Source organism: Streptomyces sp. NPDC101132, from assembly GCF_044759225.1.
In the GTDB taxonomy this organism is placed as follows: Bacteria; Actinomycetota; Actinomycetes; order Streptomycetales; family Streptomycetaceae; genus Streptomyces.
Map to the genome: position 1 here is coordinate 451,578 of NZ_JBIVYX010000002.1, position 26,299 is coordinate 477,876.

At 73.0% G+C, this 26,299-nt stretch carries 22 protein-coding genes; 12 read left to right on the top strand and 10 right to left on the bottom strand.

What is annotated here, in order from left to right:
* Positions 1-27: 27 nt before the first annotated feature.
* From ACIQUR_RS06260 to ACIQUR_RS06270, 3 genes are all read left to right on the top strand, one after another.
* Positions 28-1,314 carry an NAD(P)-binding domain-containing protein gene (locus tag ACIQUR_RS06260; RefSeq protein WP_403659095.1) on the top strand — a complete coding sequence of 429 codons (1,287 nt, stop codon included), beginning with the start codon at positions 28-30 and terminating at the stop codon, positions 1,312-1,314.
* Between the two features lie 270 nt (positions 1,315-1,584).
* A complete protein-coding gene (locus ACIQUR_RS06265) occupies positions 1,585-3,666 on the top strand; it encodes a SpoIIE family protein phosphatase (RefSeq protein WP_403659098.1) in 2,082 nt (693 codons plus the stop codon).
* A 128-nt stretch (positions 3,667-3,794) separates the two neighbouring features.
* Positions 3,795-3,953: a hypothetical protein gene (locus ACIQUR_RS06270; protein WP_403659101.1), complete on the top strand. Its 159-nt coding sequence runs from the start codon at positions 3,795-3,797 to the stop codon at positions 3,951-3,953.
* 35 nt (positions 3,954-3,988) lie between these two features.
* Here the strand turns inward: ACIQUR_RS06270 and ACIQUR_RS06275 are convergent, their stop codons facing one another.
* Complete coding sequence (locus tag ACIQUR_RS06275) at positions 3,989-4,426, bottom strand: DUF6299 family protein (protein WP_403659104.1); 438 nt, start codon at positions 4,424-4,426, stop codon at positions 3,989-3,991.
* Positions 4,427-4,589: 163 nt separating this feature from the next.
* On the opposite strand from ACIQUR_RS06275, the gene ACIQUR_RS06280 reads away from it, so the two are divergent.
* Positions 4,590-5,216, top strand: coding sequence for a hypothetical protein (locus ACIQUR_RS06280; RefSeq protein WP_403659107.1), 627 nt, complete (start codon positions 4,590-4,592; stop codon positions 5,214-5,216).
* Positions 5,217-5,273: 57 nt separating this feature from the next.
* On the top strand, positions 5,274-5,771 hold the full coding sequence (locus ACIQUR_RS06285; RefSeq protein ID WP_403659110.1) for a DUF5949 family protein: 498 nt from the start codon (positions 5,274-5,276) through the stop codon (positions 5,769-5,771).
* Between the two features lie 187 nt (positions 5,772-5,958).
* Here the strand turns inward: ACIQUR_RS06285 and ACIQUR_RS06290 are convergent, their stop codons facing one another.
* From ACIQUR_RS06290 to ACIQUR_RS06300, 3 genes are all read right to left on the bottom strand, one after another.
* Positions 5,959-7,248 carry a cytochrome P450 gene (locus ACIQUR_RS06290; RefSeq protein ID WP_403659113.1) on the bottom strand — a complete coding sequence of 430 codons (1,290 nt, stop codon included), beginning with the start codon at positions 7,246-7,248 and terminating at the stop codon, positions 5,959-5,961.
* A 103-nt stretch (positions 7,249-7,351) separates the two neighbouring features.
* Positions 7,352-8,518 carry a low temperature requirement protein A gene (locus ACIQUR_RS06295; RefSeq protein WP_403659117.1) on the bottom strand — a complete coding sequence of 389 codons (1,167 nt, stop codon included), beginning with the start codon at positions 8,516-8,518 and terminating at the stop codon, positions 7,352-7,354.
* Between the two features lie 155 nt (positions 8,519-8,673).
* Entirely contained in the window at positions 8,674-9,411 is a 738-nt protein-coding gene (locus tag ACIQUR_RS06300) for a sirohydrochlorin chelatase (RefSeq protein WP_403659120.1), read from the bottom strand.
* Positions 9,412-9,589: 178 nt separating this feature from the next.
* On the opposite strand from ACIQUR_RS06300, the gene nirB reads away from it, so the two are divergent.
* The 7 genes from nirB to ACIQUR_RS06335 all read left to right on the top strand — a co-directional run bounded on the left by nirB (position 9,590) and on the right by ACIQUR_RS06335 (position 20,416).
* Positions 9,590-12,373, top strand: a complete 2,784-nt coding sequence (gene nirB / locus ACIQUR_RS06305) for a nitrite reductase large subunit NirB (RefSeq protein ID WP_403659122.1) — start codon at positions 9,590-9,592, stop codon at positions 12,371-12,373.
* 142 nt (positions 12,374-12,515) lie between these two features.
* Positions 12,516-13,940 (top strand): MFS transporter, encoded by a 1,425-nt coding sequence (locus ACIQUR_RS06310; RefSeq protein ID WP_403659125.1) that lies wholly within the window; start codon positions 12,516-12,518, stop codon positions 13,938-13,940.
* A gap of 13 nt (positions 13,941-13,953) precedes the next feature.
* Complete coding sequence (locus ACIQUR_RS06315) at positions 13,954-15,264, top strand: anaerobic C4-dicarboxylate transporter family protein (protein ID WP_403659128.1); 1,311 nt, start codon at positions 13,954-13,956, stop codon at positions 15,262-15,264.
* A 189-nt stretch (positions 15,265-15,453) separates the two neighbouring features.
* Positions 15,454-17,724: a formate C-acetyltransferase gene (gene pflB, locus ACIQUR_RS06320; protein WP_403659131.1), complete on the top strand. Its 2,271-nt coding sequence runs from the start codon at positions 15,454-15,456 to the stop codon at positions 17,722-17,724.
* A 146-nt stretch (positions 17,725-17,870) separates the two neighbouring features.
* Positions 17,871-18,686 (top strand): pyruvate formate-lyase-activating protein, encoded by an 816-nt coding sequence (gene pflA, locus ACIQUR_RS06325; protein ID WP_403659134.1) that lies wholly within the window; start codon positions 17,871-17,873, stop codon positions 18,684-18,686.
* 73 nt (positions 18,687-18,759) lie between these two features.
* A complete protein-coding gene (locus ACIQUR_RS06330) occupies positions 18,760-20,181 on the top strand; it encodes a NarK family nitrate/nitrite MFS transporter (protein WP_403659137.1) in 1,422 nt (473 codons plus the stop codon).
* Positions 20,182-20,212: 31 nt separating this feature from the next.
* The gene (locus ACIQUR_RS06335) at positions 20,213-20,416 is read left to right on the top strand and encodes a hypothetical protein (RefSeq protein WP_403659140.1); all 204 of its coding nucleotides are present in this window, start codon (positions 20,213-20,215) and stop codon (positions 20,414-20,416) included.
* Between the two features lie 10 nt (positions 20,417-20,426).
* Here ACIQUR_RS06335 and mscL read toward each other — a convergent pair whose 3' ends face one another.
* From mscL to ACIQUR_RS06365, 6 genes are all read right to left on the bottom strand, one after another.
* Positions 20,427-20,915: a large conductance mechanosensitive channel protein MscL gene (mscL, locus tag ACIQUR_RS06340; protein WP_403659143.1), complete on the bottom strand. Its 489-nt coding sequence runs from the start codon at positions 20,913-20,915 to the stop codon at positions 20,427-20,429.
* 126 nt (positions 20,916-21,041) lie between these two features.
* Positions 21,042-21,563 carry a hypothetical protein gene (locus tag ACIQUR_RS06345; RefSeq protein WP_403659146.1) on the bottom strand — a complete coding sequence of 174 codons (522 nt, stop codon included), beginning with the start codon at positions 21,561-21,563 and terminating at the stop codon, positions 21,042-21,044.
* A gap of 196 nt (positions 21,564-21,759) precedes the next feature.
* Positions 21,760-22,593: an S-methyl-5'-thioadenosine phosphorylase gene (locus ACIQUR_RS06350; protein WP_403659149.1), complete on the bottom strand. Its 834-nt coding sequence runs from the start codon at positions 22,591-22,593 to the stop codon at positions 21,760-21,762.
* 97 nt (positions 22,594-22,690) lie between these two features.
* Positions 22,691-23,008 (bottom strand): FmdB family zinc ribbon protein, encoded by a 318-nt coding sequence (locus tag ACIQUR_RS06355; protein WP_403659152.1) that lies wholly within the window; start codon positions 23,006-23,008, stop codon positions 22,691-22,693.
* Between the two features lie 67 nt (positions 23,009-23,075).
* Complete coding sequence (locus tag ACIQUR_RS06360) at positions 23,076-24,410, bottom strand: MFS transporter (RefSeq protein ID WP_403659154.1); 1,335 nt, start codon at positions 24,408-24,410, stop codon at positions 23,076-23,078.
* A gap of 274 nt (positions 24,411-24,684) precedes the next feature.
* Positions 24,685-26,265: a potassium/proton antiporter gene (locus tag ACIQUR_RS06365; RefSeq protein WP_403659835.1), complete on the bottom strand. Its 1,581-nt coding sequence runs from the start codon at positions 26,263-26,265 to the stop codon at positions 24,685-24,687.
* Positions 26,266-26,299: the final 34 nt, after the last annotated feature.

A 26,299-nucleotide genomic window follows, 5' to 3' on the forward strand; every position in this document is an offset into this window, starting at 1 on the left:
CCCCACCGACGAAAAGGGCGTGATCCCATGAACCGCACGGACGACCTCGTGGTGATCGGAGCGGGCCCCTACGGGCTGTCGATCGGCGCCCACGCGGCGGCCGCCGGACTGGCCGTCCGGGTGCTCGGCCGCCCCATGGAGTCCTGGCGCGACCACATGCCCGGCGGCATGTTCCTCAAGTCCGAGCCCTGGGCCTCCAACCTCTCCGACCCCGCCGGGCGCCACACCCTCGCCGACTACTGCGCCGGCCGCGGCCTGGTCGCCGAGCACGGCCGGCCGCTGCCGATCAGCGCCTTCAGCGAGTACGGGCTCTGGTTCGCCCGGCACGCCGTCCCCGAGGTGGAGGAGCGCACGGTCACCGCCGTCGCCCCGCACGGCGCCGGCTTCCGCGTCACCACCGACGAGGGGCCGCCGCTGCTCGCCAGGACCGTGGCCCTGGCCGTCGGGGTGATGCCCTTCCGGCACTACCCCCGGGCCCTGCGCGCCCTGCCGGGCGAGCACTGCTCGCACAGCAGCGGCCACCGGGACCTGGGCCGCTTCCGCGGCCAGGACGTGGTGGTCGTCGGCGGCGGCCAGGCGGCGATGGAGACCGCCACGCTGCTGGCCGAGCTGGGCGCCCGGCCCCGGCTGGTGGCCCGGGCCGGGCGGCTCAACTGGAACACCCCGGCCAAGCCCCTGTCCCGCAGCCCGCTGCGGCGGATGCGGGACCCGCACAGCGGCCTGGGCACCGGCTGGCGCAACTGGGTGTACGCCGAGCTGCCCGGCGCCGTACGGCGGCTCCCGGCCGCCCGGCGCGAGCGGATCGCCGCCACCGCCCTGGGCCCGGCGGGAGCCTGGTGGCTGCGGGAGCGCTTCGAGGAGCGGGTGCCGGTCCTGCTGGGGCACCGGCTGCTTCGGGCGGTGCCCGCGGGGTCGCGGACCCGGCTGGCGCTGACCACCGCCGGGGGCGAGGACGTCGTACTGGAGGCCGGGCACGTCATCGCGGCGACCGGCTTCGTACCGGACCTGGCGCGCCTGGACCTGCTGGACGACGGGCTGCGGGCCGGGCTGCGGCGGGTCGGCACGGGCGGGACGCCCGAGCTGACCGCCGGCTTCGAGTCCTCGCACCCCGGACTGTTCTTCGCGGGGCTGCTCACCGCTCCCTCATTCGGCCCTTCCATGCGATTCGTGCACGGCGCGGGCTTCGCTGCGGGGAGACTGGTGGGAGGAGTCAGGCGGCGCCTCGGAGGCCGGGGCCCGCTGCCCGGTTCCTCCCGCGCCCGCTCCACCGGTACGGGGCGGGGAGCCGGGTACCCGACGTCGTCCGTGCGGTGAGAGGGGTCGGCGATGAGCCCGGACCGAGCAGAGGGGCGGGGCTGGGTGCGCATTCCGGCCAGCCGGGTGGAAGCCCGGCCGTACGCCGGACCCGCCGCGCCCCCGGCGTACCCGGACCAGTCCACCATCTACCTGTCGCTGGTCAGACGGTGGCGGGAGGCCGGGAGGACCCTTCCCGGGCATCCTGACCCAGAATGGGAACGGCTGATCTCCCAGCCGTGCTGGCCCGGTCCGTAGCGTCCGACGTCCGTAGCGTCCGGAGGGAGTCCCATGGCGGAGGCTGAGTCGGGTGCGGAGGAACGGGGCCCGGTGGCGGTGCCCGCCGTCGGACCCGGGGAGCGGCTGGCCCTGAACAAGATGGGCAGCTTCGACTGGGACCTGGACACCGGGCGGCTCGACCTCGACGCCGGGGCCCTGTCGGTCTTCGACCTGGAGCCGGAGGAGTTCGACCACACCGCCTCCGGCCTGGGCCTGCGGATCGCCCCGGAGGACGGGACGCGGCTCCAGGCCGTGGTGCAGGCCGCCCTCGACGCCGGCGACACCGAGTACGGCTCGTACTTCACCGTGCAGCGGCGCGACGGCACCGAGCAGTGGACCCACACCCAGGGCCGGATCATGCGCGACGGGGACGGCAAGGGCCGCCGGATCCTCGGGATCGTCCGCAACGCCACCGCCGAGCTCGCGCACTCCACGCTGCTGCGCAAGCTGGAGGCGGCCCGCGCGAAGCAGACCACGATCGTGCAGCGCACCACCGAGGCCCTCTCGCGGGCGGTCACGGTCGACGACGTCACCGCCGTGCTGACCGGTGCCGGCGCGCTGGAGCGGCTGGGCGCGGACGGGCTGGCCCTGGGCCTCGCCGAGAACGGCACGATGAAGATCATCGCGCTCAGCGGGGAGTCCCTGGACATCCTCGACGAGCGCCGGTACACCCGGCTGGACGGCTCGCTGCCCCTCTCGCAGGCGGTGCTCACCCGCCGGGCCCGCTTCGTGACCTCGCTGCACGCCCTCGCGGACGAGTTCCCGCTGCTCGGCGACTACCTGCGGCGGATCGAGTTCGACGCGGCCGCCTACCTCCCCCTGATCGCCCAGGACACCGCCATCGGCGGGCTGGTGCTCTTCTACCGCAGGCGCAGCGAGTTCAGCCCCGAGGAGCGCAACCTCTGCCTCGGCCTCGCCGGCATCGTCGCGCAGTCGCTCCAGCGGGCCCTGCTCTTCGACCAGGAGCGCGAGTTCGCCACCGGCCTCCAGGCGGCGATGCTGCCCCGCCGGATCCCGGAGATCAGCGGCGGGGAGATCGCCGTCCGCTACCACTCCGCGTGGAGCGGCCGGGAGGTCGGCGGCGACTGGTACGACGTGATCGCCCTGCCCCGCGACCGGGTGGGCCTGGTCGTGGGCGACGTACAGGGCCACGACACCCACGCGGCCGCGATCATGGGCCAGCTGCGGATCGCGCTGCGCGCGTACGCGGGCGAGGGGCACCCGCCGTCGACGGTGCTCGCCAGGGCCTCGCGGTTCCTCGCGGAACTCGACACCGAGCGCTTCGCGACCTGTACGTACGCCCAGGTCGACCTGGAGACGGGCGGGGTACGGGCGGTCCGCGCCGGCCACCTCGGCCCCCTGATCCGGCACACCGACGGACGCACCGGCTGGCCGAACCTGCGCGGTGGGCTGCCCCTCGGGCTCGCCTCCGTCTTCGAGCAGGAGGAGTTCCCCGAGACCCGGCTCGACCTGGTGCCCGGCGAGACGCTGGTGCTCTGCACGGACGGCCTCGTGGAGGAGCCCGGCACCGCCATCACGGCCGGCATGGAGGCCCTGGCCCACGCGGTCAGGAGCGGCCCCCAGGAGGCCGGCGCACTGGCCGACCACCTCTCCGACCGGCTCTGGGAGCGCTGGGGCTCGGGCGACGACGTGGCGCTGCTGGTGCTGCGCCGGGCGCCCGACCCGGGTACCCACCGCGCCCCGCGGATCCACCAGTACGTGCACCAGGCGGACCCGGAGGGGCTCTCCGAGGCCCGGTACGCGCTGCGCCAGGCGCTGCGGGACTGGGGCATGCCGGAGCTGGCCGACGACGTGGAACTCGCGGCCGGGGAACTGCTGGTCAACGCCCTGCTGCACACCGACGGCGGCGCGGTGCTGACCATGGAGGTGCTGCCGGAGCCGGTCCGGCGGATCCGGCTCTGGGTGAAGGACCGTTCCAGCGTGTGGCCGCGGCGGCGCTCGCCGGGCGAGGCGGCCACCACGGGACGCGGGCTGCTGCTGGTGGACGCGCTGGCCACGCACTGGGGCGTGGAGTCCCGGGGTGACGGCAAGGCCGTGTGGTGCGAGTTCTCGGGCCCCGTCGAGGGCGGCTGAGGGGGCCCGGAGCCGCCGGTGCCCCGGCGCGGTGGATCGCCCGGCGTGTCCGGACGGTAACGCCGAGTTGTGGGCCCGGCCGCGCCGGGTGACCATCGGCGTATGGAACGGATTCAGCCATGCGGTGGATGACCAAGGGAGCCCTGACGGGGCTGCTGCTCCTCGTCCTCGCGGTCGTCGCACTGCCGCTCGCCGCCGCGCGGACGGCGGACCGGGCCCCGGAGGGACCCGGCTGCCGCACGGTGGCGTACATGTCGGTCGTGGGCGTCGGCGCCGAGTGCCCGTAGGCGCGGCGGCGCCGGCGCCGCACGCGCGGCCGTCCTCAGAACCGGTGGTCGACGAGGGCGACCCCCTCCTCGTGGCCGGCCAGCCCGCGGGGCAGCGGCAGCCAGCCGGAGTTCTCCAGGGTCATCAGCCGGGCCTGCACCCGCGCCGGACCCTCGCGGAAGCCCAGGTCGCCGCCCAGCGGCTCGACGGGACCGCTGCTGGACCACGGGTGCTCGGCCCCGTCGCAGACCGCGTCGGTCGAGCCGAAGCCGATCTGCCGGCCGTTCTGCTCCAGGCTGCTGGTCAGGAAGACCGCCCGCTCGGGTGACGCACCGGAGCACCGGTAGGTGCCGGAAAGGGTGACCGTACCGTCGGGTGCGATGTGCACTTCGTCCTGTACGGAAATCTCACCGGAGAATGCGTCGGCGACGGCGGGTGAGGTGAAGGTCGCCAGTGCGGCCAGGGCGGCCAGGGCGAGTCCGGTAATGCGCATGATGCCTTCCGGGGGTGGGGGGAGCGGCGGCGGTACGCCGCCGAATCGAATTGTGCTGATCGCGCGGGTCGATCTCACTCGCCGTGCCCCGTGTCGTTGGGTGCATTTGTCCGCGCGACCGCGTGAGTATGGCGGGAATTCGAATCCCCGGAAGGGACCCCCCATGCGTCGAGCCGCGCCCCTCTCCCTGGCCCTCCTCCCCCTTCTGCTGCTCGGGTCCGCCGCGTGCCAGAGCTCCCCGGGGGGTGCGGGCGGTGCCCCCGCCGTCGCGCCCCCGCTGACCGGGCGCGACGACGCGCGGGGCGGCGCGGACGCGGAGGGCGCCGACGCCGCGGACGCGGTGGTGCGGGGACAGGAACGGGCCGGCAGCCGGGCGGGGGCGGCCAGGATCGGGGACACCGTGACCTTCCGGGGGCGTGAGCTGGGCCGTCACCTCCAGGTCGTCCTGCACGCCTACGTCGACCCGGCGGTCAGCGCCGCCAAGGAGTACGCGCCCGCCGCGGGCAAGCGCTGGGTGGGTGCCGGGATGCGGTTCGTCAACGTCGGGGGTGCCTCGTACGGGGCGCTCGGGAGCATGTGGGCGATCGACGCGGAAGGGGGGCGCCACCCCTCCGTGCCCACGGGTGAACTGACCACCGGGAAGCCCCTGCCCTTCGATTCCCTCGCCGTCGGCGAGCAGGCCGAAGGCTGGGTCGTGTTCGAAATTCCGGAGAACGTGCGCATCGTCCGTCTCCAGTACCGCGACGCGAACATGCAGCCGAATTCCGGAGAGGGTTTCTGGCAGATCTAGTCCGAGGGGGTGAAGGGGCGGGAAAGGGTGCAGGAAAATGCCACTAGGGTGCCGCGCATGACTTCGACTCACACCGAATCCGCGGTACGCGGGAACCAGCTGGGCACCCTTTCCGTCCTCGCCTGGATCGGCGACCCGGAGGAGGGCCACGACATCCCCTACCTGCTCGCCTACTCCCTCGGCGACGGCGAGGACGGGCCCGAGGCGGGCGAGGCGGCCGTGCGGGCGCTGCTGGAGAAGACGGGCCTGCCGGTCGGCGACGTCGTCACCGACGGCACGCGGATGCCCAGCCTCCCGGTCACGGTCCTGGTCGAGGCCGAGCAGGCCGTGCTCACCATGCCGGGCATGAACGTGCAGTGCCCCGCCCCGCCGGAGTGGGTGGCCGCCGCCGACGAACTCGGCCAGGTGTACTTCCTGTTCGCGACCCGCCCCTGGCCGGAGGCCGCGCCGGGCCGCCCCGTCAGCCCCGAGCAGCTCCAGGCCTTCGCGGGCGACGAAGGGGTGCTGACCAGCAGCGCCCACTGTCTGCTGCCGGTGACCAAGCTCCGCAAGTGAGCGGGTAGTTCCCCGGTTCCTCCCCGGACGGGGGCGCGGGGAGGGCGGCCGCCGCCGGGCTCCCAGCCTGCCCGGTGGCGGCCCGTCCCCGGTGCCGGCGGCGGGGCCGCCGTACGCGCCCGCCGTACGCCCCGGCCCCGTACGCCCCGGCCCCGTCGCCCTGGCCACCGCACGACGGCCGGCGGCCCTACGGCCGGCGCTCGCCCGGGCAGGAGAACGCGAACCGCAGCGACCTGACCCGGTTGTCGAAGTTGGAGCCGGCGAGATCGGGCAGCCCGACCGCCCGCAGGCCCACCGGCCGGGTCAGCAGCTCGTGGAACAGCGCCTTCATCTCCACCTTCGCCAGGTGCGCGCCCAGGCAGAAGTGCGGGCCGCCGCCGCCGAACCCGAGGTGCGGGTTGGGGTTCCGGGTGATGTCGAAGGCGTCGGGGTCCGGGAAGACCGCCTCGTCGCGGTTGGCGGACGCGTAGTACAGCACCACCTTGTCGCCCGGCCGGAAGGTGTGCCCGCCCAGCGTGTGCTCCGCGGTCACCGTCCGGCGGAACTGGATGATCGGCGTCGAGTGCCGGATGATCTCGTCCACCGCCCCGTCGGCGTACCGCTCGAAGTCCGAGAGCAGCAGCTCGCGCTGGTCGGGGAAGTCGGTGAGCAGGGTCAGCCCGTGGGTGATGGCGTTCCGCGTGGTCTCCACCCCGGCGACCATCAGCAGCGAGAAGAAGGCGCCCAGCTGGCGGGCGCCCAGCGCCTGCCCGTCGACGTTCGCGCACACCAGGGCCGAGATCAGGTCGTCCGTGGGGTGGCGGCGGCGCTCGCGGCCGATGCCCGCGACCATCCGCTGCATCCGCGCCAGCGCCCGCAGGCCCCGGCCGGGCATCCGCAGCCGTGCCGCCAGGCCGCGCTCCACGCCGATGTTCTCCGAGGCGTGGTTGACCCGGTCCGCGATCTCCGGCCGGTACTCCTCCGGGATGCCCATCATGTTGCAGATGACCTCCAGCGGCAGCCGGGAGGACACGGCGGCGACGAACTCGTCCGGGCGCCGGTCGAGCATGTCGTCCACGATCCGCGCGGCCACCTTGTGGATGTCGCGCTCGGCCTCGGCCAGCAGCCGCGGGGTGAACGCCCGCGAGACGATCTTCCTGAGCCGGGCGTGGTCCGCGCCGTCCAGGTTGACCATCGAGTCGCCGAACAGGGCCCGTACCCAGCGCGCGGGTTCGGGGGTGGTGACCCCCGGCGCGCTGGCGAAGACCTTCGGCAGCCGGCTGGCCTCGGTCACGTCGGCGTGCCGGACCAGCGCCCAGTGGCCGCGCTCCCGGCCCCGCCCGGGGGCACCCCCGGCGGTGGCCGGGCGGGACGTCGGCCGCTCGCTGAAGTAGACCGGCCCGTCGAGGGCGCGCAGCCGCGCGAACTCCCTGAGGCGGTCGGCCGGGGCCAGTTGCCAGAACGCCGGATCGGCGAGGTTCCCTGTCACGGCCGTCATCCTCACGTGCCGCCGGGCGGGTTGAGGGCCCGTACGGCGGATGGGCGGGCAGATTCCACCCATCGTGTGAGGCGGGACGCGTTTACATGGACACGGGCGCTCGTCACACGGACATCCGGGCGGGGGGACCGGTGCGCTCGGTCAGCACGACGCCCACGGCCACCGTCAGCGCCGACACCAGACCGGCCACCAGGACCGCCGCATCGCCCGCGAACGAACAGGCCAGCACGGCCAGTGCGGACACCGGCAGGACCAGCTGCTGGACGGCGCCCTGCTTGAAGTGGCGGGAGTGCAGGAGCCAGACGGTGATCAGGAACAGGGCGGTGGGCACGGTCACCGACAGGTTCGCGGCCAACTGCGAGATGTGCCCTTCGCCGGTCGCGTGCTCGACGGCCACCTCGATGCCGGCGCCGATCGCCGCGGCCGACCCGAAGATCACGTAGTGTCCGTAACCCCAGGGGATGGCCTCGCGGTTGCCGGTGAGGATCTCGTGGCCGGGCACGGCGAAGTAGATCCACCAGGCCGCGAAGACGATCAGCAGGCCGCCCGCCGCGATCGGCAGCAGCTCGTCCAGCGCGTCGTGCTCGTCGAGTGCGGACTGCACCGCCACGGTCGCCGCCGCGATGGTCTCGCCGAGCACGATGATGGTGAACAGCCCGTACCGCTCGGCGATGTGGTGCGCGTGCCAGGGCGTCTCGAAGCCCCGCTCGGCGACCATCGGCACGGCCAGCTCGGCCACGACCAGCACCAGGAACAGCCAGCGCCTGCTGCTCTCCGGTGCCGCCAGCAGGGCCACCCAGCCCACCTGGCAGATCACCAGCCCGACGGCGTACGTGAGGGCCGTGCGCCGGGCCGGCCCCTGCTCGCCGGCGGCGGCGCGCAGCCACTGGGTGGTGAGCGCCAGACGCATCAGCACGTAGCCGAGGACCGCGACGGTCCAGTCGTTGTCGTTGAAGGCGCGCGGCACGCCGGCCGAGTAGACGAGCACGCCGGAGATCTGCACCAGGGTCGCGATCCGGTAGGGCACGTCGTCGACGTCGTAGGCGGAGGCGAACCACGAGAAGTTCATCCAGGCCCACCACACCCCGAAGAACACGAACAGGTAGCCGGTGATGCCGGCCGCCGCATGGTCCTCGATCAGCGCGTGCACCAGCTGTTTGCCGGCCTGCGCGACGGCGACGACGAAGCACAGGTCGAAGAAGAGCTCCAGCGGGGTGGCCGCGCGGTGTTCCTCGTCGCGGCTGCGGGCGGTCATCGGTTGGTACGCCATGCCGCCCAGCACACCAGAAGGGGCCCGTCCGGGCGGGCCGGACGCGCGGCGGGTCGGCCCGGCATGCCTCGGGTGGTCGCCGGGAGCGCGGGAGGGGGTCGTGGCCGGTGCCGGGGGGGGCGGGTGCCGGGCGGTTGCGGGATGCGGGGCGCCCGTCAGGCGGCCCGGCCGGCCCCGGGGGCGTACGGGTGCCGGGCGCGCGTCTCCTCGTACCGGCGCAGCACCAGCCGGGCCAGCCGGGGGTGGTCCGCGAGCGGTGCGGTGACGGCCCACGCGCCGGCGCCGGCCAGCGTCCGGGTGAACCGGCCGGGGGCCAGCAGGTGCGCGGCGACGGCGACCCTCCGGTGGCCCTCGGCGCGCAGCGCTGCCAGGGCCGTGGCGACGTCCGGCTCGGCCGCGGTCAGGTAGGCGCAGGTCACCCGGGTGGTGCCCCGGTCGCGCTCCAGGAGGGCGGCCAGCTGGGCGGCGGCGGTGCGGGTGCCCGCGTTGCCGCCGGGGCGCGAGGAGCCGGCCCCGGCCAGGAGCACGGCGTCCGCGCGGCCGCCCCGCTGCCGCTCCGCCGCGCGCAGGCGGTCGTACAGGGCGAGCGCGACGTCCGGCTCGCCGCTCAGGCCCTCGGCGAGGACACAGCCGGTGCCGGCGAGCACGGCCGGGATGTCGACGGTGCGGTGGTAGCCGTCGCCCAGCAGCAGCGGCACGACGACGGCGCCGGGCTGCCCGGCGACGGCGTCGGCGAGGGTCGGGGCCCGGTCGTCGAGGTGCCCGATGCGCGGCCGCGTTCCGGTGCGGGCCGCGACGGCGTCCGCCAGCCGGCGCACCGTGGCCCCGGCGGCCGGATCGGCACTCCCGTGCACGGCGATGACGAGCATGCCGCCCTCCTCTCGTCGGGACACCTCTCGACCGTACGCCTCCGGTCCGGGCGACGGCGGCGGCGGTCGGCCCGGGGAGGCGGGCCGTGCGCCCCTGTGCCCCGGGGCCGAAGGGCCTCGCGGCGGGGCCCTTCGCCGGGCCGGAACCCCGTACCGGCGCGCCTAGCGTGGACGGCGGGGGCCGGAACGGAGGAGTGAACCCATGCAGACCCTCGTGCTCATCGGCCACGGCATGGTGGGCCACCGCCTGCTCGAGGCACTCGCCGAGCGCGGCGCCCTCGCCGACCCCGCCCGGCCGGACGGCCCCGGCTGGCGGGTGGTCGTCCTCGGCGAGGAGACCCGGCCCGCCTACGACCGCGTGCACCTCTCCGCCGCCTTCACCGGCACCGCCCCCGAGGACCTCTCCCTCGTCGCCCCCGGTTTCCTGGAGCGCCACGGCGTCGACCTCCGGCTCGGCGACCCGGCCGAGCGCGTCGACACCGCCGCCCGGACCGTGACCACCCGCTCCGGGGCGCTGGTCGGGTACGACGTCCTGGTGCTGGCCACCGGCTCGTACCCGTTCGTGCCGCCGGTCGAGGGCGCCGGCGCCGCGGGCTGCTTCACGTACCGCACCCTGGACGACGTGGCGGCCCTGACCGCGTACGCCGGGACCGCCAGGACCGGTGTCGTCGTCGGCGGCGGGCTGCTCGGACTGGAGGCGGCGGGCGCCCTGCGCACCCTGGGACTGACCACGCACGTGGTGGAGTTCGCGCCCCGGCTGATGCCCCTCCAGGTGGACGACGGCGGCGCCGCGGCCCTGCGCGCCACCATCGAGTCCATGGGTGTCGCGGTCCACACGGGCGTCGGCGCGGCCGGCGTCGAGCTGGACGCGGACGGCCGGGCCAGGGCCCTCCGGCTGAGCAGCGGCGAGGAGATCAGCGCCGACGTCGTGGTCTTCTCCGCGGGCGTGCGGCCCCGGGACCGGCTGGCCCGCGAGTGCGGGCTGGCCGTGGGTGACCGGGGCGGGGTGGCCGTGGACGCGCACTGCCGGACGAGCGACCCGTACGTGTACGCCGTCGGCGAGTGCGCGCAGACCGCGGACGGCCGGGTGTACGGACTGGTCGCGCCCGGCTACCAGATGGCCGAGACGGTCGCGGACCGGCTGGCGGGCGCGGGGGAGCTGACCTTCACCGGCGCCGACACCTCCACCAAGCTCAAGCTGATGGGCGCGGACGTGGCGTCGTTCGGCGACCCCTTCGCCCCCGAGGGCCGGGACGGCGCGGTCTCCGTCGTCTTCTCCGACGCCCGCGAGGGCGTCTACAAGAAGCTGCTGCTCGGCCCCGACGGGCGGCTGCTCGGCGGCATCCTGGTCGGCGACGCGGAGGCGTACGGCTCCCTCAAGCCGCACGCGGGCCGGCAACTGCCCGCCCCGCCGGAGGCGTTCATCCTGCCCGCCACGGGGGGTGCGGCCCCGCCCGGCGCGGACGCGCTGCCCGACGAAGCGGTGGTCTGCAGCTGTCACAACGTCACCAAGGGGCAGGTACGGGCGGCGGTCTCGGCAGAGGCGCTGACCGACCTGGGCGGCATCAAGAGCTGCACCAAGGCGGGCACCGGCTGCGGCGGCTGCGCCGGCACCCTCCAGGCGGTGCTGGACGCCGAACTGGCCGCCTCCGGCATCGAGAAGCCGCGCGGCCTGTGCGAGCACTTCGGACTGACCAGGCCGGAGATCTACGACAAGGTGCGCGGCGGACGCATCCGCTCCTTCGCCGAGCTGATGGAGCGGCACGGGAAGGGCGGCGAGGGCTGCGCGGTCTGCAAGCCGGTCGTGGCGAACGTCCTGGCCGCGCTCGCGCCCGAGCTGGGGCTGCGGCACGTCCTGGCGGGGGAGCAGGCCGCCCTCCAGGACTCGAACGACCTCTACCTCGCCAACCTCCAGAAGGACGGCACCTATTCGGTGGTGCCGCGGGTCGCGGGCGGCGAGATCACGCCCGAGCAGGTGATCGCGCTCGGCGAGGTGGCCCGTGACCACGGCCTCTACACCAAGATCACCGGCGCGCAGCGGATCGGGCTCTTCGGGGTGCGCAGGGAGCAGCTGCCGGACATCTGGCGGCGGCTCGGCGGCGCCGGCTTCGAGTCGGGGCAGGCGTACGGGAAGTCGCTGCGCGCGGTGAAGTCCTGCGTCGGCGCCCGCTTCTGCCGCTTCGGGCAGGGCGACTCGATCCGGCTGGCGGTCGACCTGGAGCTGCGGTACCGGGGCCTGCGCACCCCGCACAAGTTCAAGGGCGGGGTCTCCGGGTGCCTGCGCGAGTGCGCCGAGGCGCGCGGCAAGGACGTCGGCGTGATCGCCACGGCCAACGGCTGGAACCTCTACGTGGGCGGCAACGGCGGCGCGAGCCCGCGCCACGCGGACCTGCTGGCCGCCGACCTGGCGACGGACGAGCTGTTCGCGCTGGTCGACCGGCTGCTCATGTACTACGTGCGCACCGGCGAGCGGCTGGAGCGCACGGCCGCCTGGGTCGAGCGGCTGGGCGGCTCGGGGGCGGGCGTGGCGCACCTGCGGGAGGTGCTGGTCGAGGACTCGCTGGGGATCTGTGCGGAGCTGGAGGCGCAGATGGAGCGGCACGTGGCGGCGTACCAGGACGAGTGGCGGGCGGTGCTGGAGGACCCGGCGGCGCTGGACCGCTTCGGCACGGTGGACTTCGGGGCGTACGGCGAGGACGGGGAGCGGGAGCCGGCCGTGGTGCTGGAGACCGGGCGCGGGCGGGCCGCCGTCCTGCCGGACGGGACCGGGGCCGCGGTGTTCAAGGACTCCGCCGGCACGGTGTACGCGGTCGGGAACCGGGACCCGTTCTCCGGGGCGGACGTGATCGCCGACGGGATCATGGGCAGCAGGGACGGGGTGCCGGTGGTGGCCTCACCGATGCACAAGCAGGTCTTCGACCTGCGGACGGGCGTCTGTCTGGACGACCCGGAGGTCGCGCTGCCGGTGCTGGAGCTGCGGACCTGAGTACCGCGGGGCACGTGCCGACGGGCCGTGGGGCGACGGGACCTTTTCCGTCTCCCCGCGGCCCGTTCGCCTCTGATGTGAGGGCCCAGGCGGGGCGAATCCTGGAAAAGTCAGGCAACGTATCGACATCCGGGAAGATCCGATGAGTTCCGCTATCCAGGACGCGCGCACGACGCAGGGCGGACGTGCGCAATCGCCCGATCCCGAGCAGTACCGGCCAGGACGCACCATCACCGACTGGGCGCCGGAGGATCCCGCCTTCTGGCGGTCCACCGGCAGGAAGGTCGCCACCCGCAACCTGTGGATCGCGGTCCCCGCGCTGCTCGTGGCCTTCGTGGTCTGGCAGGTGTGGAGCATCACCGCGACCAACCTCAAGGACGTCGGCTTCGGCTTCAGCCAGTCCCAGCTGTTCTGGCTGACCGCCGTGCCCGGCATCACCGGCGGCACCGCCCGGATCCTCTACACCTTCCTCGGCCCGATGATCGGCCAGCGCAGGTTCACCGCGATCTCCACCGTGGTGCTCGTCGTCCCGCTGCTGTGGCTGGGCTTCGCGGTGCAGAACCCGGAGACCCCGTACGGCGTGATGATCGCGATCGCCGCACTCTGCGGCATCGGCGGCGCCAACTTCTCGTCCTCGCTGGCGAACATCGGCTTCTTCTACCCCAAGCAGGAGAAGGGCAACGCCACCGGCATCAACGGCGGCCTGGGCAACCTGGGCGTCTCCGTGGTGCAGCTGCTGACCCCGATCCTGATCACCTCCTCGGTGCTGGCGATCGGCGCGGGCCAGAAGAAGGCGAACGGCTCGGAGATCTACCTCCAGAACGCCGCCTTCGTGTGGGTGCCGGTGCTGGTGGTCCTGGCGGCGGTGGCCTGGTTCGGCCAGAACGACCTGAAGGTCGCCTCGACGCCCTTCAGCCAGCAGAAGATCATCTTCAAGCGCAAGCACAACTGGCTGATGACCTGGCTGTACGTCGGCACCTTCGGCTCCTTCATCGGCTTCGCGGCGGCCCTGCCGCTGCTGATCAAGACCACCTTCCCGGCCTACTCGGTCGCCACGTACGCCTGGATGGGCCCGGCGCTGGGTGCGCTCGCCCGGTGGGCGGGCGGCTGGATCGCCGACAAGCTGGGCGGCGCGCGGGTGACGATCCTGTCCTTCGCGGGCATGGCGCTCTCGATCATCGGCGTGATCAACTTCCTGCCGGCCGGCGGCGGCGAGGGCAACTTCTACGGCTTCTTCCTCTGCTTCCTGTCGGCGTTCTTCTTCTCCGGCATCGGCAACGGCTCGACCTTCCGGCAGATCCCGGTGATCTTCCGCGGGCAGCACCTGAAGGGCCTGACCGAGGGCACCCCCGAGTACGCCAGGGCCCTGAAGCAGGCCGAGATCGAGTCCGGCGCGGTCACCGGCTTCACGGCCGCGATCGCCGCCTACGGCTTCTTCTTCATCCCGGCGATGTTCGCCAACTTCGCGGTGACCAGCGCGATGTGGGGCTTCGTCGGCTTCTACGCCAGCTGCATCGTGGTGGCCTGGTGGTTCTACGCCCGCAAGGGTGCCGAGGCGCCGAGCTGATCCCGTGCTCTCGATGCTGCTCCAGCTGGGGGTGATGGTCGCGGCCATCGCCCTCGGCTCACGCAAGGGCGGGGTGGCCATGGGGCTGTGGGGCGCGGTCGGCGTCTTCGTCCTGGCCACCTTCTTCGGCGTGACGCCCGCCGACACCGGCGGGATCGTCGACGTCATGCTGATCATCCTGGCGGTGATCATGGCGGCCTCGGCCATGGAGGCCGCGGGCGGTGTGGACCACCTGGTGGGGGTGGCCGAGCGGGCCATCCGCAGCAGGCCCCGCCGGGTCACCTTCATCGCCCCGCTGGTCTCCTGGGCCTTCACACTGGGCGCCGGCACGGCCCACGTCTTCTACCCGCTGCTGCCGGTGATCCACGACGTGGCCCGGGAGGGCGGGGTGCGGCCCGAGCGGCCCATCGCCGTCTCCTCCATCGCCGCGACCTTCGGCATCACCGCGTCCCCGGTCTCGGCGGCGATGGCCGCCATGATCGTGATGTTCGACGGGGACGGGTGGAACCTCCCCCGGATCATGGCGGTGGCCGTGCCCGCGACGCTCCTGGGCGTGCTGGCGGCGGCCACCGTGCAGTCCCGGATCGGCCGGGAGCTGGACGCGGACCCCGAGTACCTCCGGCGGCTCGCGGCGGGCGAGATCGAGCCGGTGACCGCGGCCGCCGCGGAGCGGCCGCCCCTGCCGCCCCGGGCGCGCTGGTCGGCGTACCTCTTCCTGGGCGGCACCGTGGCCGTGGTGGTCAGCGGGCTCTTCCCGGCGCTGCGGCCCGCCGCGGGCGACGGCGGGCCGCTGGGGATGCCCGCGACCATCGAGGTCCTGATGATGGCCGTGGCGGCGCTGATCCTCCTGGTGTGCCGGGTGGACGCGCGGCGCATCCCGGGCACGGACGTGGCGCGGTCGGGCCTGGTGGCCGTGATCGGCGTCTTCGGGCTGTCCTGGCTGGGGCTGTCCTTCATCGGTGCCAACGAGGCCCGGATCACCGGGGCCCTGGGCGGGGTGGCCCGGAGCCACCCCTGGTTCTTCGCGGTGGTGCTGCTGGTGCTGTCCGCGCTGCTGTTCAGCCAGGCCACCACCACCAAGGCGCTGATGCCGCTGGGCGTGGCCCTCGGCATCCCGGCGCCGCTGCTGATCGCCATGTGGCCGGCCGTGAACGGGTACTTCCTGCTGCCCACGTACGGCACCTTCATCGCGGCCATCAACTTCGACCGCACCGGCACGACCCGGGTGGGCCGGTTCGTGGTGAACCACTCGTTCATGGTGCCGGGACTGGTGACCACCGGTGTGGCGGTGGCCTCGGGCATGCTGCTGACCACATTCTTGTGAATGCATTCACAAGCTCACGAGGGCCCAAGGTCACAGGGGAAACCGCAGGTCAAGCCGGTTTCCGAGGGGTGGGTCCGGTGGCGGGCGGGACCTCCGGTCCGCAGGAGGGGACCAATGCGGCGCCAAATGATCGATCAAAAGGCGTGCAATGGAAGCAAGCAATGAGGCGAGTTCGGAAGGTTGCGGGTCATGACTGCTGCTCGTACGGAGACGACCGTGAACGGCGGAGCCTGGGAGGGCTTCAAGGGCGGCCTGTGGCGTGACGCCATCGACGTCCGCGACTTCATCCAGCAGAACTACACCCCCTACGAGGGCGACGACGCGTTCCTCGCCGGTCCCACCGAGCGCACCACCGCCGTGTGGAAGGCGATCACGGACCGCTTCCCCGAGGAGCGGGAGAAGGGTGTCTACGACGTCGCCCACGACATCCCCTCCACCATCACCGCCCACGCCCCCGGCTGGATCGACCGCGACAAGGACCTGATCGTCGGCCTCCAGACGGACGCCCCGCTGAAGCGGGCGATCATGCCGTACGGCGGCTGGCGCATGGTCGCCGGCGCCCTGGAGACCTACGGCTACCCGGTCTCGGCCGAGCTGGAGAAGGTCTTCACCGACTACCGCAAGACCCACAACGCCGGTGTCTTCGACGCCTACACCCCCGAGATCCGCGCCGCCCGCAAGGCCGGCATCGTCACCGGACTCCCGGACGCCTACGGCCGCGGCCGCATCATCGGCGACTACCGCCGCGTCGCGCTCTACGGCGTCGACCGCCTCATCGCCGCCAAGAAGGACGAGAAGGACGAGCTCAACGCGCTCCCGCAGGACCCCGCCGCGGTCGAGGAGACCATCCGCCTCCGCGAGGAGCTGTCCGAGCAGATCAGGGCGCTCGGCGAGCTCAAGGCGATGGCCGCCTCGTACGGGTACGACATCTCCGGCCCGGCCGCCACCGGCCGCGAGGCCATCCAGTGGCTGTACTTCGCCTACCTGGCCGCCGTGAAGGAGCAGAACGGCGCCGCCATGTCGCTGGGCCGCACCTCCACCTTCGTCGACGTCTACCTCCAGCGCGACATCGAGGCGGGCCGCCTCACCGAGGAGCAGGCCCAGGAGCTGGTGGACGACTTCATCATCAAGCTCCGCATCGTCCGCTTCCTGCGCACCCCCGAGTACGACGAGCTGTTCTCCGGCGACCCGACCTGGGTCACCGAGTCCATCGCCGGCATGGGCGAGGACGGCCGCCCGCTGGTCACCCGGACGTCCTTCCGCTACCTCCAGACCCTCTACAACCTCGGCCCGGCCCCCGAGCCGAACATGACCGTCTTCTGGTCGCCCCGGCTCCCGCAGGGCTTCAAGGAGTTCTGCGCCAGGGTCTCGATCGACACCTCCTCCGTGCAGTACGAGTCGGACGAGCTGATGCGTCCCCGCTTCGGCGACGACACCGCCATCGCCTGCTGCGTCTCCGCGATGCCGGTCGGCAAGCAGATGCAGTTCTTCGGCGCCCGCGTGAACCTCGCCAAGACCCTGCTCTACGCGATCAACGGCGGCCGGGACGAGAAGTCCGGCGCCCAGGTCGGCCCGGAGACCGGGTCCATCACCGCCGACGTCCTCGACTACGACGAGGTGATGGCGAAGTTCGACGAGCAGATGGAGTGGCTCGCGAACGTCTACGTCCACGCGCTGAACGTCATCCACTACATGCACGACAAGTACGCGTACGAGCGCATCGAGATGGCGCTCCACGACCGCGACGTGCGCCGCACCATGGCCTGCGGCATCGCCGGCCTCGCGGTCGCGGCCGACTCCCTCTCCGCCATCAAGCACGCCAAGGTCACCGTCCACCGCGACGAGACGGGCCTCGCCACCGACTACACCGTCGAGGGCGACTACCCGGCCTACGGCAACAACGACGACCGCGTCGACGACATCGCCGTCTGGCTGGTCGAGGAGTTCATGAAGAAGGTGCGCAGGCACCCCACCTACCGCAACGCCGAGCACACCCAGTCGGTCCTGACCATCACCTCCAACGTGGTCTACGGCAAGAAGACCGGCAACACCCCCGACGGCCGCCGGGCCGGCGAGCCCTTCTCCCCGGGTGCCAACCCGATGAACGGCCGCGACACCCACGGCTACGTCACCTCGGCGCTGTCGGTCGCCAAGCTCCCCTACGAGGACGCCGAGGACGGCATCTCCCTGACCAACACCGTCACCCCCGACGGCCTGGGCCGCACCCCCGAGGAGCGGATCAAGAACCTGGCCGGCGTGCTCGACGGCTACATGGCCAGCGACGGCTTCCACATGAACGTCAACGTCCTCAACCGCGACGTCCTCCAGGACGCGATGGAGCACCCGGAGAACTACCCGCAGCTGACCATCCGCGTCAGCGGCTACGCGGTCAACTTCGTCCGGCTCACCCGCGAGCAGCAGCTCGACGTGCTCAACCGCACCTTCCACGGCTCCCTCTAGAGCCCCCCGACCGCGCGGCCCGGGGCCCGGCCCTCACCCCGGCCCCGGGACCGCGCGCCACCACCGGGCACCGCCCGCCGGTGCCACCGACGGCCCGCCGGTCCCGGACCGGACAGCCGAGACCAGACAGTCCAGGAGCGCCTGCCATGACCATCCTGCTGGGCCAGAACCTCTCCCGTCCCGCAGCCGGCCCCGCCGCCGTCACCCCCGCGGCGGCCGTCACCGGCCGCCCCAGCGAGGGCTCCGTGCACTCCTGGGACCTGTCGACCGGCGTCGACGGCCCGGGCACCCGCTTCGTCACCTTCCTCTCCGGCTGCCCCCTGACCTGTCTCTACTGCCACAACCCCGACACCTGGCGGATGCGGAACGGCAAGCGCACCTCCGCCGACGACGTCATCGCCGAAGCCGCCAAATACACGCGCTTCATCGCCGCCTCCGGCGGGGGAGCCACCGTCTCCGGCGGCGAACCGCTCCTCCAGCCCGTCTTCGCCGGCGAGCTGCTGCACCGCATGAAGCACGAACTCGGCCTGCACACCGCCCTGGACACCTCGGGCTTCCTCGGCGTCCGGGCCACCGACGCGCTCCTGCGCGACGTGGACCTCGTCCTCCTCGACATCAAGTCCTGGGACCCCGGCACCTACCGCAAGGTGACGGGCCGCCCGCTGGCACCCACCCTGGACTTCGCCCACCGCCTCGCGGACCTCGGCAAGGAGGTGCACGTGCGCTTCGTGCTCGTGCCCGGCCTCACCGACGACCCGGCCAACATCGAGGGGGTGGCGTCCTTCGCCGGCTCCCTCGGCAACGTCTCCCGGGTGGACGTGCTGCCCTTCCACAAGCTGGGGGAGGGGAAGTGGCAGGCGCTCGGCAGGGAGTTCACCCTGCACGACACCCCGTCGCCGACTCCCGAGCAGGTCGCGCACGCCCGGGCGGTATTCGCCGCCCAGGGCCTGACCGCCGTCTGAGCCCCGGGACCCGTAGGGCCGTCCGGGGGACGCACGACAGGCCGGGCAGGGACATCCGGCCTAGCGTGGACGAGTGTCCATACCGACCGGAACCACCCCGCGCTCGCACCGGGCCGAGACCTACAAGCCCGGATCGACCATCGTCGAATGGCGTCCCGAGGACGATGCCTTCTGGCAGGCCACCGGCAAGCGCGTGGCCACCCGCAACCTGTGGATCTCGATCCCCGCGCTCATGCTGGGCTTCGTCGTCTGGCAGGTCTGGTCCGTCACCGTCGTCCGGCTCGGTGACGTCGGCTTCGGCTTCTCCAAGTCTCAGCTCTTCTGGCTGACCGCCGTCCCCGGCATCACCGGCGGCACCTTCCGGATCCTCTACACCTTCATCGGACCCATCTTCGGCGAGCGGAAGTTCACCGCCTTCAGCACGCTGATCCTGGTGGTCCCGATGCTCTGGCTCGGCTTCGCCCTCCAGGACACCGGCACCCCCTACTGGGAGATGGTCCTCATCGCGGCCGTCTGCGGCATCGGCGGCGCGAACTTCGCCTCGTCCATGGCGAACATCGGCTTCTTCTTCCCCAAGCGCGAGAAGGGCAACGCCAACGGCCTCAACGGCGGCCTGGGCAACCTCGGCGTGAGCGTCGTCCAGCTGGTGGCCCCGCTCGTCGTCACCGCCGCCATCCTGGGCGCCCCCGCCGGCGGCCCCCAGCGCGACACCAAGAAGGACACCGACGTCTGGCTCCAGAACGGCGCCTTCGTCTGGGTTCCGCTGCTCGTCGTCATGGCGCTGCTCGCGTGGTTCCTGATGAACGACCTGAAGGTCGCCGCGGCCCCCTTCAGCCAGCAGAAGATCATCTTCAGGCGCAAGCACAACTGGCTGATGACCTGGCTCTACGTCGGGACCTTCGGCTCCTTCATCGGCTTCGCCGCCGGCCTGCCCCTGCTCATCAAGAACAACTTCGAGTCCCAGGGCTACCAGGCCCTCACCTACGCCTGGGTCGGCCCGCTGGTCGGCGCGCTCACCCGCTGGGCCGGCGGCTGGCTCTCGGACCGGATGGGCGGCGCCAGGGTGACCATGCTGTCCTTCGTCGGCATGGCCGCCGCCCTCGTCGTGGTGATCTTCGCCCTGCCTCACGACGGCGACCAGGGCAGCTTCTGGACCTTCTACATCGGCTTCCTGGCCGCGTTCTTCTTCTCCGGCCTCGGCAACGGCTCGACCTTCCGGCAGATCCCGGTCATCTTCCGGGACCAGCACGCCAGGGCCGCGCAGGGCCAGGGCGAGCAGGCGCAGGCCGCCGCGCTGAAGCAGTCCGAGATGGAGGCGGGCGCCGTCACCGGCTTCTCCTCCGCCATCGCCGCCTACGGCTTCTTCTTCATCCCGGCCATGTTCGCGAACCTGCGGGTGACCACGGCGCTGTGGATGTTCATCGGCTTCTACGCGACCTGCCTGGTGGTCTGCTGGTGGTTCTACGCCCGCAAGGGCGCCGAGGCACCGAGCTGAGCCGCCCGCGCCCCCGCCGTACCCTGGAGCCATGAGCAGCACCGCCCCCACCCCCGGACCGCGTCCGTCGCAGCCCGAGCCCGCGCCCAGGCCGAAGCCCGCGCTGATCTTCGACGACCCCCTGGACCGGCAGTCCTCGGACGACACGGACCGCGGGTGGGGAGAGCGGCCGCCCGCCGACAGCGCCGCGGACCTCGCGCGCTTCCTCGACGAAAAGCCGCCCCACCACCTCTGAGCCGCCCGGGCTAGTCCGCCACGGGCGCGCGGTGGCTGCCGGTGCCGCCTTCGCGCTGGGTCACCAGGTGGTCGCGGATCTCCTTCAGCACCTCCAGCTCGGTGATCTCGACGATCTCCTGCACGCCCTCCCGGGCCTTGCGCCGGTCCTCCTGGCGGGCCAGGTACTTCGACATCGGCAGCACCATCAGGAAGTACACGACCGCCGCGGTGATCAGGAACGTCAGCGTGGCGTTCAGCACCGAGCCCCAGAGCAGGTTCACACCGGTCGGGTTGCCCGCCCCGTCGACCCCGCAGGGTTCCTTCAGGCAGGTCGCGTACACGTCCAGGTTCTTCGTGCCGACCGCGCCGACCAGGGGGCCGATGATCCCCTTCACCACCGAGTTCACGATGTTCGTGAACGCCGCACCGATGACCACGGCCACCGCGAGGTCGACCACGTTGCCGCGCATCAGGAAGGCCTTGAACCCCGCCAGTACGCTGACCTTCTTCTCGCTCACCACTGAGCCTCTCTTCACGGGTGTCACAGGACACGGAGCCAACGGTTCCGAAAACTACGGCAGTCGGGCCGCGCAGTGTCCAATCGACGCACACCCCAAGGCGACTTGACCGGGCGCATGTGCGAATCAGCACAGCGTCACCGCCAGTCGGGCCACGGCGCCGGCCCCCACCAGCGCCCGCGCGGTCTCCCGCGGCACCGCCAGGACCACCAGCGCCCCCGCGTCCCGGGCGCCCTCCTCCGGCACCGGTACGGCAGTCACCCGCGCCGCCGACGCCACCACCCGGGGCCGCTCGCGCTCCCGCCCGGGCTCGCCCGCGGCCACCACGTCCACCCGGTCCCCGGCCCGCAGCAGCCGCACCGTCGCCGCGTCCGCGATCCGCACCGGCGCGGACACCAGCGGCACCGCGGCCGGTGCCACCACGGGCCGCACCGGCGCCGGATCCCCCCGCGAGGCCTCCGCCCGCGGACCCGCGGCCGCCAGCGCGGCCGCCACCACCGCCAGCCCGGCCGCGGTCGCCCGGCGCCTGCGCCGCAGCGCCCTGCGCAGCCGGGCCGCACCGCCTCCCCGTACCCGCAGGGGCTCGAACATCGGCACCGCCCGCGGCGGGGGACACGTGACGGAGGGGAACGCATCGGATCCGGACATGAGGAACACCGCCCATCGTGAGGCTCCAGTACCGGGCACTCCGCCCGGACAGACCCCACGATCCGCCACCCGGCCCCCACCCCGCTCCGCCCTGTGGACCGCCCCCGTCATGGGGAAAACCCCGCCACCCACACGGGTGACGGGGTCACGTTCGCACCGGCGGGCCGACGCCCGCCGGCCCTGCGGACCGGCGCGCCTACGGCAGCTCGATGCCCAGGTCCCAGCCGTCGTGCGCATGGGTGCACAGGCAGTCGCGCTCGTCCGTCTTCGGCAGCGCCTCCACGGCGTCGAAGAGCACCGAACGCAGCCGCCCGATGTTCTCGCCGAACACCCTCAGCACCTCGGTGTGGGACACGCCCTCACCGGTCTCCGCACCCGCGTCCAGGTCCGTGACCAGGGCCATCGAGGTGTAGCAGAGCCCCAGCTCGCGGGCCAGGACCGCCTCCGGGTGCCCGGTCATGCCGACCACCGACCAGCCCATGGCCGCGTGGAACTGCGACTCGGCGCGCGTCGAGAAACGGGGCCCCTCGATGACCACCATCGTGCCGCCGTCCACCGCCTCCCAGGAGCGCCCGCGGGCGGCCGCCACGGCCACCCGGCGCCCCGCGGGGCAGTACGGGTCGGCGAAGGTCGTGTGGACGACGTTCGGCCGCGTGCCGTCGGGCAGCGGCTCGCCGTCGAAGAAGGTCTGCTCGCGGCCCCTCGTACGGTCGACCAGCTGGTCCGGCACCAGCAGCGTCCCCGGCCCGTACTCGGTCCGCAGGCCGCCCACCGCGCAGGGGCCCAGCACCTGCCGGACGCCCACCGAGCGGAGCGCCCACAGGTTGGCCCGGTAGTTGATCCTGTGCGGCGGCAGGTGGTGGCTCCGGCCGTGCCGCGGGAGGAAGGCGACGGAGCGGTCCGCGATCCGCCCGATGTAGAGCGAGTCGCTGGGCTTTCCGTAGGGAGTCTCGACCGACAGCTCCGAGACGTCCTCCAGGAAGGAGTAGAAGCCCGAGCCGCCGATGACACCGATCTCTGCATGCACCATGCCGTTCACCCTAGCGGGGGACGCCGAAGACCCCGCCGTCCGACAGGACGACGGGGTCTTCGCGCAAGCAGGTACGAGCGGTGCGAGCGGTCCGCGGTCAGGCGGCCGAGCTGCTGCTCGACGAGGAAGCCGAGGAGGCCGGGGAAGAGGCCGAGGACGAAGCCGCCGGGGCGGACGACGTGCCGGACGACGAGCTCGACGAGGCCGGCTTCGATGCGGGCGTGCTGCTCGAAGAGGCGCCGCGGCTGTCGTTGCGGTAGAAGCCCGAGCCCTTGAAGACGATGCCGACCGCGGAGAACACCTTCTTGAGGCGTCCCTTGCAGCTCGGGCACTCGGTCAGGGCGTCGTCGGTGAACTTCTGCACCGCCTCGAGGCCTTCGCCGCACTCGGTGCACTGGTACTGGTAGGTCGGCACGAATTTCCTCCTGGCACTCTGACTCGATGAGTGCTAACGAAACTCCATGGTGACGTATTCCGCCCGATCAGTCCACCGTCACCGGCACGCGGTGACCGACACCACGCTCGGCGGACCGCCCGCCCGCGGCCTTGGCCACGGTCGTGACCGGCGTCGTCGGCGAGGCGCTGACGATCCGGCTCGGGGCCTTCGGGGCCAGCTTGGAACGCAGCGCCACCAGGGTCGCGAAGGCCAGCGCGGTGGCCGCCAGCGGGACCAGGAAGCCCGCGCCGGAGCCGTACGCGTCGGCCAGCCGCCCGGCGACGGTGACCGCCGCGGCCTGGCCCAGCGCCACGGCGCCGGTCAGCCAGGTGAAGGCCTCGGTGCGGGTGGCGGCCGGGACCAGCTTCTCGACCAGCGTGTAGCCGGTGATCAGCGCCGGGGCGATGGACAGGCCCACCAGCAGGCCGAGGCCCGCGAGCAGGTAGGGCGAGTGCGCGGCCCACAGCACCGAGGCGGCGACGGTCAGCGCGGCGTAGCCCAGGATCAGCCGGCGGCGCGGGCCGATCTTCCAGGCGATGGCGCCGCACGCGATGCCCGCGATCATGTTGCCGGCGGCGAAGACGCCGTACAGGACGCCGTTGACGCCCGGGTTGCCGATCTCCTCGGAGAAGGCGGTCAGCGAGACCTGCATGCCGCCGAAGACGGCGCCGATGCCCAGGAACGCGATGATCAGGACGCGCACACCCGGGATGGAGAGGGCCGAGGCGTGCTTCTCGCCCGCCGCGGCGGCGCGGCCGTGCGGCTTGGGCTGGGTCGCGCGCTGCGCGGCGAAGAGCAGACCGCCGAGCAGGGTCAGGGCGGCCTCGGTGACCAGGCCGGCGGCCGGGTGCACGCCGGTGCACAGCGCGGTGGCCAGCACGGGACCCACGACGAAGGTGAACTCGTCCGTCACGGACTCGAAGGCCGCGGCGGTCGGCAGCAGCGGCGAGCCCTCCAGGCGCGAGGCCCAGCGGGCCCGCACCATCGGGCCGACCTGCGGTACGGAGGCACCGGCCGGGACGGCGGCCAGTGCCAGCGCCCACAGCGGCGCGCCGAGCAGCGCGAGGGCCGTCAGGCCGCTCACGGCGGCGGCGTGCGCCAGGACGACGGGGACCAGCACGGCGCTCTGGCCGAACCGGTCGGCCAGCTTGCCCATCTGCGGGGCGAAGACGGCCATGGAGACACCGGTGACGGCGGCCACGATGCCGGCGCTGCCGTAGGAACCGGTGGTGTGCTGGACCAGGAGCACGATGCTGATGGTCAGCATGGCGAAGGGCTGCCGGGCGGCGAACCCCGGGAGCAGGAAGCTGATGGCGCCGGGCGTGCGCAGGAGCTGCCCGTAGCCCGGACGGGACTTCTCGGTCGTGACCGCGGATGCCACGGCCTTGCCTTTCTGCCGCCTGGTAGAGCCCCCGTCTGCGGACGGCGCGTGCTTTGTGGGCCGCGCCCGTACTACGGAGCCCCGAGAGCTGTCCTCATGCGCAGAACCGAGTGATACCTGGGCCATCCACTGCGGGAGGGGGCCACGGCCGCCGAGCGGTCGCGCCAGCTCTGCGTCAGGCAGAGTTGGTTCGATCTGGTGTCCTGCCATGATACAGGGGAGCGACACTCCGTGCCTTGTGATTTCGCAGATAAATTTGAGATTTCACCTGCGATTAACGGGACGTACGCGCTCCAGGGCCTCCGGAACCATCCTGCCCCCGCGAAGATCCGGTGCCCCCGGTCCCCAGCCAGCCGGCCAGCTTGCCACCGCGTGCCACCGCGCGCAGCCGCGCCTCGGCGGCGTCCCGCACCGGGTCCGTGGCGACCACGAGCAGGTCGTCCCCGCGCCGCAGCACCGTCGCGGGCAGCGGTACGAAGCTCTTCCCGTCCCGCACGACCAGGGTCACCGAGGCCCCCGCGGGCAGCCGCAGCTCACTGACCTCCACGCCGTGCATCCGGGAGCCCTCGGGGATGGAGAAGGAGAGCAGGTGGCCGCGGAGCCGCTCCAGCGGCGCGGACTCGATCCCGAGGTCGGTGGGGGCCCGGTCGGTGCCCAGGTCCAGCGTGCGGGCCAGCCACGGCAGGGTCGGGCCCTGGACCAGGGTGTAGACGACCACCAGCACGAAGACGATGTTGAAGACCCGCTCGCTGCCCTCGATCCCGGACACCATGGGGATCGTGGCCAGGATGATCGGCACCGCGCCGCGCAGGCCGGCCCAGCTCATCAGGGCCTTCTCCCGCCAGGGCAGCCTGAAGGGCACCAGGCTGGCGAACACCTCCAGCGGCCGGGCCACCAGCGTCAGCACCAGGCCGACCAGCACGGCGGGCAGGATGTCGTCGGCCAGCTCGTGCGGGGTGACCAGCAGTCCGAGCAGGACGAACATGCCGATCTGGGCGATCCAGCCGAGTCCGTCGGCGAACCCGCGGGTGGCGGGCCAGTGCGGCAGCTTGGCGTTCCCCAGCACCATCGCCGCCAGGTAGACGGCGAGGAAGCCGGAGCCGTGCGCCAGGGCGCCGGCCGCGTACGCGACCACGGCGATGGCCATCACGGCGATCGGGTAGAGGCCCGAGGCGGGCAGGGCCACGTGCCGCAGCCCGTACGCGCCCAGCCAGCCGACCGCCAGGCCGATGCCGGCGCCGATGGCCAGCTCCAGGGCGATCTTGCCGACCAGTACGTACCAGTCGTCCACGGGGCCGACCGTGGAGAAGGCCACGACCAGGATCACGACGGGGGCGTCGTTGAAGCCGGACTCGGCCTCCAGCACACCCGTCACGCGCGAGGGCAGCGGCACCTTGCGCAGCACCGAGAAGACCGCCGCCGCGTCGGTGGACGAGACGACCGCGCCGATCAGCAGCGCCTGCCGCCACTCCAGGCCGACCAGGTAGTGGGCGCCCGCGGCCGTCACGCCGACGCTGATCGCGACGCCGACCAGGGAGAGCGAGATCGCGGCGGGCAGGGCCGGCCTGATCTCCTTCCACTTCGTGCCGAGACCGCCCTCGGCGAGGATCACGACCAGGGCCGCGTAACCGATGACCTGCGTGAGCTCCGCGTTGTCGAAGGTGACCCCGCCGATCCCGTCCTGCCCGATGGCCACCCCGATGCCCAGGTAGATGAGCAGGCTGGGCAGGCCGCTGCGCGAGGAGACGCGCACCGCCGCGACGGCGACGAGCAGCACGAGCGAGGAAACCAGGAGGAGCTCATTGAGCTGGTGGACGGTCAGCGGGCGGTCCTTTCGAGGATCACCTGGCCGGATCGTTTCTCCGGCAGGCGGACGGCACGGTTACTTC

What these genes read in the sequence shown, in the direction of transcription:
- ACIQUR_RS06285 (WP_403659110.1), top strand. Translation starts at nt 5,274, where the DNA reads ATGACTTCGACTCACACCGAATCCGCGGTACGCGGGAACCAGCTGGGC.
- ACIQUR_RS06260 (WP_403659095.1), top strand. Translation starts at nt 28, where the DNA reads ATGAACCGCACGGACGACCTCGTGGTGATCGGAGCGGGCCCCTACGGG.
- ACIQUR_RS06290 (WP_403659113.1), bottom strand. Translation starts at nt 7,248, where the DNA reads ATGACGGCCGTGACAGGGAACCTCGCCGATCCGGCGTTCTGGCAACTG.
- ACIQUR_RS06295 (WP_403659117.1), bottom strand. Translation starts at nt 8,518, where the DNA reads ATGGCGTACCAACCGATGACCGCCCGCAGCCGCGACGAGGAACACCGC.
- ACIQUR_RS06315 (WP_403659128.1), top strand. Translation starts at nt 13,954, where the DNA reads ATGCTGCTCCAGCTGGGGGTGATGGTCGCGGCCATCGCCCTCGGCTCA.
- ACIQUR_RS06275 (WP_403659104.1), bottom strand. Translation starts at nt 4,426, where the DNA reads ATGCGCATTACCGGACTCGCCCTGGCCGCCCTGGCCGCACTGGCGACC.
- ACIQUR_RS06310 (WP_403659125.1), top strand. Translation starts at nt 12,516, where the DNA reads ATGAGTTCCGCTATCCAGGACGCGCGCACGACGCAGGGCGGACGTGCG.
- ACIQUR_RS06335 (WP_403659140.1), top strand. Translation starts at nt 20,213, where the DNA reads ATGAGCAGCACCGCCCCCACCCCCGGACCGCGTCCGTCGCAGCCCGAG.
- ACIQUR_RS06265 (WP_403659098.1), top strand. Translation starts at nt 1,585, where the DNA reads ATGGCGGAGGCTGAGTCGGGTGCGGAGGAACGGGGCCCGGTGGCGGTG.
- ACIQUR_RS06280 (WP_403659107.1), top strand. Translation starts at nt 4,590, where the DNA reads ATGCGTCGAGCCGCGCCCCTCTCCCTGGCCCTCCTCCCCCTTCTGCTG.
- ACIQUR_RS06270 (WP_403659101.1), top strand. Translation starts at nt 3,795, where the DNA reads ATGACCAAGGGAGCCCTGACGGGGCTGCTGCTCCTCGTCCTCGCGGTC.
- pflB (WP_403659131.1), top strand. Translation starts at nt 15,454, where the DNA reads ATGACTGCTGCTCGTACGGAGACGACCGTGAACGGCGGAGCCTGGGAG.
- nirB (WP_403659122.1), top strand. Translation starts at nt 9,590, where the DNA reads ATGCAGACCCTCGTGCTCATCGGCCACGGCATGGTGGGCCACCGCCTG.
- ACIQUR_RS06345 (WP_403659146.1), bottom strand. Translation starts at nt 21,563, where the DNA reads ATGTCCGGATCCGATGCGTTCCCCTCCGTCACGTGTCCCCCGCCGCGG.
- ACIQUR_RS06350 (WP_403659149.1), bottom strand. Translation starts at nt 22,593, where the DNA reads ATGGTGCATGCAGAGATCGGTGTCATCGGCGGCTCGGGCTTCTACTCC.
- pflA (WP_403659134.1), top strand. Translation starts at nt 17,871, where the DNA reads ATGACCATCCTGCTGGGCCAGAACCTCTCCCGTCCCGCAGCCGGCCCC.